Annotated in this window: 7 protein-coding genes and 1 pseudogene; all 8 read left to right on the top strand. The window is 66.1% G+C overall.

What is annotated here, in order from left to right:
• The first annotated feature begins 25 nt into the window (after window positions 1-25).
• Window positions 26-3,376 (top strand): DEAD/DEAH box helicase, encoded by a 3,351-nt coding sequence (locus B9Y86_RS07025; RefSeq protein ID WP_176223288.1) that lies wholly within the window; start codon window positions 26-28, stop codon window positions 3,374-3,376.
• A 185-nt stretch (window positions 3,377-3,561) separates the two neighbouring features.
• Window positions 3,562-4,428, top strand: coding sequence for a C40 family peptidase (locus tag B9Y86_RS07020; protein WP_085484399.1), 867 nt, complete (start codon window positions 3,562-3,564; stop codon window positions 4,426-4,428).
• A gap of 62 nt (window positions 4,429-4,490) precedes the next feature.
• On the top strand, window positions 4,491-4,787 hold the full coding sequence (locus B9Y86_RS07015) for a hypothetical protein (protein WP_085484397.1): 297 nt from the start codon (window positions 4,491-4,493) through the stop codon (window positions 4,785-4,787).
• 116 nt (window positions 4,788-4,903) lie between these two features.
• Window positions 4,904-6,343, top strand: coding sequence for a gamma-aminobutyraldehyde dehydrogenase (locus B9Y86_RS07010; RefSeq protein ID WP_085484395.1), 1,440 nt, complete (start codon window positions 4,904-4,906; stop codon window positions 6,341-6,343).
• Between the two features lie 10 nt (window positions 6,344-6,353).
• On the top strand, window positions 6,354-7,700 hold the full coding sequence (gene gabT, locus B9Y86_RS07005) for a 4-aminobutyrate--2-oxoglutarate transaminase (RefSeq protein WP_085484393.1): 1,347 nt from the start codon (window positions 6,354-6,356) through the stop codon (window positions 7,698-7,700).
• Between the two features lie 91 nt (window positions 7,701-7,791).
• A pseudogene (locus B9Y86_RS07000) lies at window positions 7,792-9,723 on the top strand (primary-amine oxidase); the annotation flags it as partial.
• 34 nt (window positions 9,724-9,757) lie between these two features.
• Window positions 9,758-10,615: a universal stress protein gene (locus B9Y86_RS06995; protein WP_085484389.1), complete on the top strand. Its 858-nt coding sequence runs from the start codon at window positions 9,758-9,760 to the stop codon at window positions 10,613-10,615.
• A gap of 26 nt (window positions 10,616-10,641) precedes the next feature.
• Window positions 10,642-12,210, top strand: a complete 1,569-nt coding sequence (locus tag B9Y86_RS06990) for an APC family permease (protein ID WP_085484387.1) — start codon at window positions 10,642-10,644, stop codon at window positions 12,208-12,210.
• Window positions 12,211-12,233 lie beyond the last annotated feature (23 nt).

Below are 12,233 nucleotides of genomic sequence, written 5' to 3'. Positions count from 1 at the left end.
CGGAGGCTCGTGGGAGCATGGACGCATGCCCGAGTCGATCTTTCCGCTCGTCGACGCGACGGAGATCAGCCGGCTAGTCGGTCGAAGCGCATTCGAGCGCGGGCAGGCCTACTTTCGCCAGGGCGCGGTGGTCGATGTCGCGTGGAACCCCGCAACGAGGGTGGTGAGCGCGCTCGTCCAGGGCGGAGCTCCAGACCCCTACGCCTGCTCGGTCACCCTCGGCACGACGGGTCGCGGTTTCCGTCCGATCTTCAGCATGTGCGACTGCCCCGTCGGCATCGACTGCAAGCATGTCGCGGCCGCGCTCATCGACACCAACGCGCGCGCCATGAAGCCGCTGGTCGCATCATCCGGCCGGCCCGAGGCATCCGGCGCCACCGATTGGAAGAGCCTGCTCGGCACCGCCGTCGGCGTCTCGACCGGCGCTCCGGCGGTCGAGACCGAGAAGGCCGGATCCGTGCCGATGGCGCTGCAGTTCGAACTGCGAGAGCGGGCCGCTCGCACGCACGACCGCTGGCGCGGCCCCACATCCACATCGGCGTCGCCGCGCTCCTCTGCCGCAGTGGCCGCAACCCGCCGACTGGGCGTGCGGCCCGTGGTGCGCAGCGCATCCACCGGCGCGTGGGTGCGCAACAACCTCACCTGGGGCACGGTCGTGCACCAGGCCAACCGCATGAATCTCGACGCCGAACAGCATCGCTGGTTCGCCGAGTTCGCGGCCGTGCAGCGCGCGAGCAGAGCTACCTACACGGGTCAAGACCTCGACTGGATCTACCTCGACGAGTTCGCGAGTCCGCTGCTCTGGCACCTGCTCGACGAGGCCGCGCGCCTCGGCATCGCGCTGGTCGGCATCAAGAAAGACGGCACGGTCGCGGTGGCTCGGCGGGCGAGCGTCGGCCTGGATGCCTCGGCCGACGAATCGGGCGGCCTCGCGTTGGCCACCACGGTCGCCTTCGACGACACCGAGGTCGAGGTCGACTCGATCGGACCGATCGGCGCCCACGGCCTCTATTCCTATGCTCTGAGCCCGACATTCAGCGTGGCTCTCGCACCACTCGACGCGCCTCTCACCGACGAGCAGCGTCGACTCGTCTTCGACACTCCGATGCACACGATCCAGGTGCCGCGCGGCGAGAAGGCCGAGTTCTTCGACGACTACTACCCTCGGCTGCGCCGGCTTCTGCCCATCACGAGCTCCGACGAGTCGGTTGCCCTGCCCGAGCAGGCGAAGGCTGCGCTGGTGCTCACGGCGACATTCGAGCCCAAGGGTCGACTGCGCATCTCATGGGGCTGGCGCTACGGCGGGTCACAGCTTCTTCCTCTGCACGCAACCGCCGCCGACAGCGCACTGCGCGACGAGACAGACGAAGATCGCATCCTGTCTCTGCTCTCGCACACACTCACTGCGCGCGGCTGGGGCGGGGCAGACCCGAGCGTGGCATTCGCGTCGAAAAACGTGTTCGACGGGGTCGACGCGGCGCAGTTCGTGGTCGAGGTCGTCGATCAGATCGACGGTCGCGACGACGTGGTGGTCGAGACGGTGGGCACTCGCCCCGACTACGTCGAACTCACCGCGGTTCCCGAGCTCACGGTCACCACCGTCGAGACCGACAAGCGCGACTGGTTCGACCTCGGCATCATGGTCACGGTCGAGGGGCGCACGATTCCATTCGGGCCCCTGTTCACCGCCCTGTCGAAAGGCAAGAAGAAACTCAAGCTCATCGACAACAGCTATCTCTCGCTCGAGCAGCCGGTCTTCGAACGGCTGCTCGAACTCATCGAAGAGGCACGCAGCATCGCCGAGTGGGAGACCGACAAGCCGCAGATCAGTCGCTACCAGGCGAGCCTCTGGGCCGACTTCGAAGACCTCGCCGAAGAGACCATCGAGGCCACGAGCTGGCGAGAGGCGGTGTCGGGGCTCAACGCGGCCGACGGCGTCGACGCGGTGGCTGTGCCGGCGACGGTACAAGCAGAGCTGCGCCCCTACCAGGTCGACGGATTCTCCTGGCTCGCGTTTCTGTACGCACACTCGCTCGGCGGCATCCTCGCCGACGACATGGGGCTGGGCAAGACGCTGCAGACGCTCGCGCTCATCGCCCATGCGCGGGCGCAGTCCGACGAGCCCGGCCAGGCGAAGGCGCCGTTCCTGGTGGTCGCACCCACATCGGTCGTATCGAACTGGGTCGCCGAGGCCCAGCGGTTCACGCCGCACCTCGTCGTGCGTTCGATCGGTGCCACCGAGGCCAAGAGCAAGAAGAAGGTCGCCGCGATCTCTGCCGGCGCCGATCTCGTCGTCACGTCGTACGCGCTGTTCCGGCTCGACTTCGCGGCCTACAACTCGGTCGACTGGGCAGGGCTCATTCTCGACGAAGCGCAGTTCGCCAAGAACCACACGTCGCGCATCCACCACTGTGCCCGCGACCTGAAGGCACCGTTCAAGCTCGCCATCACGGGTACCCCCATGGAGAACAACCTGCTCGAGCTGTGGTCGCTCTTCGCCATCACTGCGCCGGGGCTCTTCCCGTCGTCTCGCCGGTTCACCGAAGACTACGTGCGCCCCATCGATCGCGGCGAGACCCCCGAGCTGATCGCCCGGCTGCGCCGACGCATCCGGCCTCTCATGATGAGGCGCACGAAGCAGCTCGTCGCGCCCGAGCTGCCCGAGAAGCAGGAGCAGGAGCTGCAGATCGAGCTCGCACCGAGCCACCGCAAGCTCTACGACGTGGTGCTGCAGCGCGAGCGGCAGAAGCTCTTGGGCCTCATCGACGATCTCGACAAGAACCGCTTCATCGTGTTCCGCTCGATCACCCTGCTGCGCATGCTCAGCCTCGATGCCTCACTGATCGACGAGAAGTACGCGAACATTCCGTCGTCGAAGCTCGACGCACTCATGGAGCAGCTCGACGACGTGGTGGCCGAGGGGCACCGGGCCCTCGTGTTCAGCCAGTTCACCACCTTTCTGCAGAAGGCGGCAGCCCGACTCGATGCGCTCGGCGTGCCCTACGAATACCTCGATGGCTCCTCTCGCAGACGCAAAGACATCATCGACCGCTTCAAGCAGGGCGAAGCGCCCGTGTTCTTGATCAGCCTGAAGGCCGGTGGCTTCGGACTCAACCTCACCGAGGCCGACTACGTCTTCCTGCTCGACCCGTGGTGGAATCCCGCATCCGAATCGCAGGCCATCGATCGCACCCACCGCATCGGCCAGACGAAGAACGTCATGGTCTATCGGCTGGTCGCAGAGGGCACCATCGAAGAGAAGGTGATGGCGCTCAAGGCCAAGAAGGCCGAGCTCACGGATGCCGTGCTCGATGACGAGGCTGCGTTCAGCCAGGCGCTCACGGCAGACGACATTCGGGGTCTGCTCGAGAGCTGAGCGGGCTCGACGCCTGAGCAGGGCTCACCTCTGCCAGGTTGTACTCAGGACGCCCCTGTACCGTCGCCCGGGTTGGAAAAGCACCCCGCCGGTCGCCGCGTCGACCTGAGACAGGGCGGTGCGTCCATACGGGGGGAAACCCGAATACCTGCCCGACGTTCTACAGATCCTTGAGGTACTAACGCATGAGTGCACGACGCTCGGCACGATCCGCCGCCCTCCTACCCACGGGGCAGCGCACGAGTTTCCAGGCCCCGACCAGAGCCGCCCTCGCAGAGGCGACCCGCCAGTCGCGGGCACGCCCAACCTCGGGCTCCTCGCCATTGCGGAGCCGCGGCATCCGCAATCTCGCCCGAGTCGGCGTGTTCATCGTGGCAGCCGGCATGGCCAGCGTCACGGCGCTTCCGGCTTACGCGATGATGCCCACCGGCACCAACCCGGTGGCGTCTACGGTCAACGCGGGCCAGACCTTCGTCGACGCCTCGGCACCAGCCACTCAGACCCTCGACGTCGATGCCGACGCCCAGGTCACCGCGCTCTCAGCGACACGCGACTCCTACAACTCGACCGACGCATCCGTGCTTCAGGCACAGCGCGACGCCGAAGCAGCGGCAGCCCAGGCCGCGGCCGATGCCGTCGACGCAGCAGCCAGAGCGGTCGAGACGGCGTCGACGCCGTCGGGCCCCAGAACCTTCGCACCGCCGCAGGGCGGCTACAGCGGCGAGGCCGTCGTCGCCTACGCCGAGCAGTTCGTCGGCGTCGTGCCCTACGGCTGGGGCGCAGACCCCAACGACAGCTTCGGATGCGATGGGTTGACCCAGTACGTCTACGGCCAGTTCGGCATCTCGCTGCCCCGAGGCGTCGACCACCAGGCTGCGCTCGCCACGCGAATCACCCAGGATGAGGCTGTCGCCGGCGACCTCGTCGTCTGGCCCGGCGAGCACATCGGCATCTACGACGGAGCCGGTGGCGTGGTGCACTCCCCCGACTTCGGTCGTTACGTCGAGCACGCGCACAGCCTCTGGGGCAGCCCGGTCTTCTACCGCCTGTAACCGCGCCGCGCTCGGCGGACACTCCCGCGCTGGGCATCCGATGCAGTGGCATACTCGCACCCGTGCCCTCGTACCGTTTCTCCGCTGCCATCGGCGCCCTGCGCCCGGGCGTTGCGGCAGCCCGCCTGCTTCCCGAGCTCACCGATGACGCACGCACTCTCGCCATCGTCGAGGCGTCGAGCATCGCCGTCGTGCGCGGTGAAGCGCGCGTCGTCATCCGGTTCACGGGCGAAGACGACCAGGATGCGCGAAACGTCGCGCTCGGCATCTTCTCTCTGGCGCGTGAACTCGCGCAGCTGAGCACGCCCGAACTGACGCGGCGCGTGAAAAACAAGTGGATCGCTGTCTCTGACGAATGACGACGACCGAGTGATAACATTCGGAATCGAATCTTTATAGATCCGATCGCCGCAGCGACGCGGGTGATGCCAGACTTGCCCCAGCCGCCCGGTTGTTCCACCACTCGATGCAGAGGATGAGATCCGTGTCTACGCCTACGCTCCAGAACTTCATCGACGGCCAGTTCGTTCACCCGCGGGGCACAGAGCTGCTCGACATCGTCAATCCGGCCACCGGCGAGACAGTGGCACAGGCTCCCGTCTCTTCGCCAGACGACGTCGACCTCGCGATGAAGGCCGCCAAGGCCGCCTTCAAGCCGTGGGCCCGGCTCACGCCCAGCGCCCGCCAGCTCGCTCTGCTCAAGCTCGCCGACGCGATCGAAGCCAACGCCGACGCGCTCGTCGAGGCCCAGCATCGCAACACCGGACAGCCCCGTGACACCATTCGCACCGACGAGGTCGAGGCCGGCGCAGACCAGATCCGTTTCTTTGCCGGAGCCGCCCGCCTGCTCGAGGGCAAGAGCGCCGGCGAATACATCGAGGGCACGACCTCGTATGTGCGCCGCGAGCCGATCGGCGTGGTCGGCCAGGTCACCCCCTGGAACTTCCCATTCCTCATGGCGATCTGGAAGATCGGCCCGGCCCTCGCAACCGGCAACACGATCGTGCTGAAGCCCAGCGACACCACCCCGGAGTCCACGCTCGAGCTCGCTCGCATCAGCCAGGGCATTCTGCCCGACGGCGTGCTCAATATCGTTCTCGGCAACGGCTCCACAGGCGCCGCGATCGTCGATCATCCCACTCCGGGTCTGGTGTCGATCACCGGATCAGTGCGTGCGGGGATGGCCGTCGCATCCGGCGCGGCCAAGACTCTCAAGCGCGCCCACCTCGAGCTCGGCGGAAAAGCCCCCGCCGTGGTGTTCGGCGATGTCGACGTGGCGAAGACGGCCGCAGCCATCGCCGACTTCTCGTTCTACAACGCCGGCCAGGACTGCACAGCGATCACCCGCGTGCTCGTTCACGAGTCGATCCACGACGAGCTCGTCGAAGCGCTGTCGAGCGAGGCGAAAGAACGCAAGACAGGCAGTGCCGACGACAGCGAGAACTACTTCGGCCCACTCAACAACATCAACCACTTCACCGACGTCGTCACCAAGGTCGAGTCGCTTCCCGACCACGCCGTCATCGCTACCGGTGGCCACCGGGTAGGAACCACGGGCTTCTTCTTCGAGCCCACCGTCATCACGAATGTGCTGCAGAGCGACGACATCGTTCAAGACGAGACGTTCGGGCCGGTCATCACGGTGCAGAAGTTCAGCACAGAAGACGAGGCGGTCGAGCTCGCGAACGACGTGCGCTACGCCCTCGCCTCCAGCGTCTGGACGACCGACCACGCCACCGCGATGCGCGTCTCGCGCGATCTCGATTTCGGCGCCGTCTGGATCAACACGCACATCCTGCTCACCGCCGAGATGCCGCACGGCGGATTCAAGTACTCGGGCTACGGCAAAGACCTGTCGATGTACGGCGTCGAGGACTACACGCGCATCAAGCACGTGATGTCGTCGCTCGAATAAGGAGAGTCCCATGACCATCACGCATCGCCTGCCGCAGGAACGGCGCATCACGGGAGCTTTCCCCGGGCCGAAGTCGGCCGCTCTCACCGAGCGCCGCCGCAAGGCCGTGTCGGCCGGCGTCTCGTCGCTCGTTCCCGTCTATGCGGCGGATGCCGACGGCGGGGTCGTCGTCGATGTCGACGGCAACTCGTTCATCGACCTGGGCGCCGGCATCGCGGTCACCAGTGTCGGAGCATCCAACCCGGCCGTCGCCGCGGCGGTCACCGAGCAGTCCACCCACTTCGCGCACACCTGCTTCACGATCACGCCCTACGAGGGCTACGTCGAGGTCGCCGAACTGCTTGCAGAGCTGACTCCCGGTGACCACGAGAAGCGCTCGGCGCTCTTCAACTCGGGTGCGGAGGCGGTCGAGAACGCGATCAAGGTCGCCCGGCTCGCCACGGGTCGCGATGCGGTCGTCGCCTTCGACCACGCCTATCACGGCCGCACGAACCTCACCATGGCACTCACCGCCAAGGCCATGCCGTACAAGACCAACTTCGGGCCGTTCGCGCCCGAGGTCTACCGCATGCCCATGTCGTATCCCTTCCGCGATGAGGCCGGCCTCTCGGGCGTCGACGCCGCGAAGCGGGCCATCCTCGCCATCGAGAAGCAGCTGGGCGGCGACCAGGTCGCCGCGCTCATCATCGAGCCCATCCAGGGCGAGGGCGGCTTCATCGTGCCCGCGCCCGGATTCCTCCCGACCCTCAGCGCCTGGGCCACGGCCAACGGAGTCGTGTTCATCGCCGACGAGGTGCAGACGGGCTTCGCCCGCACGGGCTCCTGGTTCGCCAGCGACGACGAGGGCATCGTTCCCGACATCCTCACCCTCGCCAAGGGCATCGCGGGCGGGCTCCCGCTGGCAGCCGTCGTCGGCCGGGCCGAGCTGATGGATGCCGTGCATCCCGGCGGCCTCGGAGGCACCTACGGCGGCAACCCGATCGCGTGTGCCGCGGCAGTCGCATCCATCGCCCAGATGCGCGAGCACGACCTGGCCGGCCGCGCGCGACACATCGAGGAGATCGTGCTGCCCCGACTGCACGCCCTGGCCGATGCGACCGGCGTCATCGGCGACGTGCGCGGCAGAGGAGCGATGCTCGCGATCGAGTTCGTGCGTCCCGGCACCACAGAACCGGATGCCGACATCACCAGACGCGTCGCTGCTGCCGCTCTCGAGTCGGGCGTCATCATTCTCACCTGCGGAACCTACGGCAATGTCATCCGCCTCCTCCCCTCGCTGGTCATCGACGATGCGCTGCTTCTCGAGGGAATCAGTGTGCTCGAAGACGCCGTCCGCATGAACGCGCTGATCGAGTAGCGAGGCACGAACGTATCGAGATCACCGCGGCGGGTCTCGATACGCCGGCTCGTTCCTCGCGCGACTACTCGACCAGCGACAACAGAGAAAGACTGAACCCATGACATTCCACCCACTCGACCCGCTGAACGCCGACGAGTTTCGTGCGGCATCCGGCATTCTGAAGCGCGAGAAGGGCGTCGGCGACGGCTGGCGCTTCGCATCGATCGAGATGGTCGAGCCATCGAAGGCCGCCGTCAGGCAGTTCGAGACCGACGGCACGGTTCCCGACCGTCGTGCCCGACTCGTGGTGCTGAACCGTGCCGAGAACGCGACCTACATCGCGGTCGTCTCACTCGCATCCGACGCCCTGCTCGAGTACACGCACGTGCCCGATGTGCAGGCCAACTTCACCGTCGACGAGTGGGAGGAGGCCGACGCCGTGCTGCGCGCCAACCCCGAGGTGATCGCAGCCCTCGCCAAGCGCGGCATCACCGACCTCGACCTCGTGTTCATGGACACATGGACGTACGGCGCAGCCGTGATCCCGGAGAAGTACAAGGGGCGCCGACTCGGCTGGAGCGACACCTGGGTCAAGTCGCAGCCCGGCGCAAACCCCTACGCCGGCCCGGTGAACGGCTTCCACTGCGTGATCGACGTCAACAGCATGGAGCTGCTCGAGATCGAAGACAGCTTCACGGTCGACAAGCCCGAGATCATGGGCGAGTACGTGCCGCACCTGATTCCCGAGCGCATCCGCGAGCACTACAAGCGTCCACCACTCAAGCCGCTCGACATCGTGCAGCCCGAGGGCACGAGCGTCGAGGTCGACGGCAACCTCATCGAGTGGCAGAACTGGTCGCTGCGAGTGGGGTTCAACTACCGCGAGGGCATGACCCTGCATTCCATCTCGTACAAAGACGGCGACGAGGTGCGCTCGATCGCGAACCGTCTCTCGTTCTCCGAGATGGTGGTGCCGTATCGCGACCCGAGCGTCGACCACTTCCGCCGCACCGCGTTCGACATCGGCGAGTGGGGCCTCGGCTTCATGACAACGTCGCTCGAACTCGGATGCGACTGCCTGGGCGAGATCCGCTACATCGACGCCGTGATGCACGACTCGAAGGGTGAGCCGTACGCGATTCCGAACGCGTTCTGCGTTCACGAAGAAGACAATGCCGTGCTGTGGAAGCACGTCGACCACGATGCGGGCGCCGAGGTGCGCCGCATGCGCAGGCTCGTCGTTTCGTTCCACGTGACGGTGGCGAACTACGAATATCTCGTCTACTGGCGCTTCTACCAAGACGGCAACATCGAGTGCGAGGTGCGTGCCACAGGCATCATGGTCGTCACTCATATCGACGAGGGCCAGGCCCACCCTCACGGAACGCTGGTCGACAACCGCACGTACGCGCCGTTCCACCAGCACTTCATCGTGGCCCGCATGGACCTCGACATCGACGGCACAGAGAACACCGTCGTACGCTCCGAGACGCAGATCGTGCCGATCTCCGACGAGAACCCGCACGGGCTCGCTCTGGTGCAAGCGAACACCCCGATCGAGGTCGAGGGTCACGACGACTTCGACTGGAACACGCAGCGCGCGTGGAAGGTCGTCAACGAGAACAAGCGCAATACGATCGGCAACCAGGTCGCCTACAAGCTGGTTCCGGGAGGAGCGATCCCGTCGTTCTTCGCCCCCGGTTCGGCCGTTCTCGAACGCGCACAGGTGATCGGTCACACCGTGTGGGTCACACCGAACGACGAGAACGAGCGCTGGCCGAGCGGTGAGTTCGTGAACCAGAGCGGCGTCGACCACGGCCTGCCCGAGTGGATCCAGGCAGAACGCCCCGTCCGCAACACCGACCTCGTGCTCTGGTACGTCTTCGGCATCCACCACATCACGCGCCAGGAGGACTGGCCGATCATGCCGAGCGACACTGTCTCGTTCTGGATGAAGCCCGTCTCGTTCTTCGACCGCAACCCGTCGATCGACGTGGAGCCGAGTCCGGGCGCTCACTGCGCACCCGGTCACATGCACTGAGCAGCACACGTCTCGAGAGCGAAGGAGCTCACCAGTGACCCACACAGCCAATTACGTCGTGGCATACGAAGCGACCGAGCGCGGGCGGGAGGCCATCGAACTGGGCATCGCGCTCGCGCGGCTCACCGACTCCGAGCTCCGCATCTGCCTCGTTCTGCCGCAGAGCACCGGGGTGCCCGCCAAGGTGCCGACATCCGCCGCAGACTACGAGGGCATCATCGCCCAGCAGGCGCAACTGTGGCTGGATGAGGCCATCCAGAAAGTTCCCGCGGATGTGACGGCCACGACCCATGTGCTGTGGGCCGAGTCCACCTCGGAAGGCCTCATCGAAGCGGCCCAGGCATTCGACTCCGACCGCATCGTCGTCGGTGCGGCACGCTCGGGACTCCTGCAGCGCTTCTCGATCGGCAGCGTGGCGAACGCCCTCCTGCACGCCTCTCCCGTGCCCGTCGCACTCGCGCCGCGCGGCTATCGAGCGCCGGAGCGCATCAGCCGTATAACCTGCGCGATCGGAACGCGATCGGGCTGGCAGGCTCTGCTCGATTCGATGGTCTCGATCTCCGAGGGTCTCGATGTCGAGCTACGCTTCGTGACCCTGGTCGAGGTCGGAGCGGGAGAGTCTCGCCCCGTCACCAGCGATGAGCACCTTCTGACTGTGCTCGACTACTTCTCCGAGCGGGAGAAGACCGAGGGCATCCTCTCGACAGAGGTCGCGGAGGGCCCCACCGTCGAGGCCGCCGTCGAGGCCCTCGGCTGGCGCGACGACGAGATCGCCTTCGTCGGGTCGAGCCGACTCGCATCCCCGAGCCGCATCTTCCTCGGCACCACGGCGAATCGCATGCTGCACTCCCTTCCCGTGCCCCTCATCGTCGTTCCCAACGACGCCGCGTAGCGCCCTCTCAGCAGAAGGATTCGATCATGGCACGCAAGAACACAGCCCCATCGACAGGCTCAGGGAACGACGCCGGCGTTGATTTCATCGACGCCGCGGATGCGAAGACGGGTCTCTCGTCGAAAGGTCTCTCGGCCGGCTCCATCGGTCTGCTCGGAGCCACCGTCATCGGCATCTCGTGCATCGCGCCGGCGTACACGTTGACGGCGTCACTCGGCCCGACTGCCGCCGCCGTCGGAACGCAGATGCCCGGCATCTTCCTTGTGGGCTTCCTGCCCATGCTTTTGGTGGCGCTCGGCTACCGCGAACTGAACAACGCCATGCCCGACAGCGGCACGTCGTTCACCTGGGCGACGCGCGCCTTCGGTCCGTGGCTCGGCTGGCTCGGCGGATGGGGCCTGATCGTCGCCACGGTGGTGGTGCTCTCGAACCTCGCTGGAGTCGCCGTCGACTTTCTCTATCTTGCGATCTCGCAGATAAGCCAGAACCCCGACATCGCAGATCTCGCCGCAAACGTGCCCATCAACATCCTCACCTGTCTGGTCTTCATGGTGGGCGCCTGCTACGTCTCGTATCGAGGCATGGAGACGACGAAGTCACTGCAGTACTGGCTGGTCGGCTTCCAACTCGTGGTGCTCGTCTGGTTCGCGATCGCCGCCATCGTCCACTTCGCCGACGGCTCTGCCTTCGACGCGACGCCCTTCAGTATCGAGTGGTTCAACCCCTTCGGTGTTGCCTCATTCTCGGCCTTCGCGGCCGGCGTCTCGCTCTCGATCTTCATCTTCTGGGGCTGGGATGTGACGCTCACGATGAACGAGGAGACGAAGAACCCGAAGACCACGCCGGGTCGCGCGGCGACACTGACCGTCGGCATCATCTTCGTTCTCTACATCCTCGTGGCGGTCGCGAGCCTCATGTTCTCGGGCATCGGTGCCGGTGAACTCGGGCTCGGCAACGAAGACATCTCGGGCAACGTCTTCGCGGCGCTGGCCGGACCGATCATGGGACCCTTCGCCATCCTGCTGTCTCTCGCAGTTCTGTCGAGCTCGGCCGCCTCGCTGCAGTCGACCTTCGTCGGCCCCGCGCGCACGATGCTGGCGATGGGCCACTACCAGGCCTTCCCGAAGCGGTTCGCATCGATCAGCCCGCGCTTCAAGTCACCGGGCTTCGCCACCATCATCGCGGGCGTCGTGGCCTGGGGCTTCTACGCCGTGATGCGGGTGCTGTCGAACGATGTGCTCACCGACACCATCCTGACGCTGGGCATGATGATTTGCTTCTACTACGGAGTCACCGCTCTCGCGTGCGTCTGGTATTTCCGTAAAGAGGCCTTCTCCAGTGCCCGATCGTTCTTCTTCAAGTTCCTCGCGCCACTCGTGGGCGGGGTGATTCTCGCGGTGATCTTCGTGACCACCCTGATCGACTCGATGAACCCCGACTATGGCAGCGGCTCGAACATCGGCGGACTCGGCCTCGTGTTCATCCTCGGCGCATTCCTGCTGCTCGCGGGGGTCGCACTGATGTTCGTGATGCGCGCGGTGAACCCCGCGTTCTTCACCGGAAAGACGCTGAAGCGCGGAACATCGACCGACTGAGCGGTGCCGTCGCGCCGAGGTGC

Origin of the sequence: Agreia pratensis (assembly GCF_900177685.1) — a bacterium.
GTDB lineage: Bacteria > Actinomycetota > Actinomycetes > Actinomycetales > Microbacteriaceae > Agreia > Agreia pratensis.
Note: the sequence above shows the minus strand (reverse complement) of the source record. Positions and strands in the feature narration are given on the sequence as shown.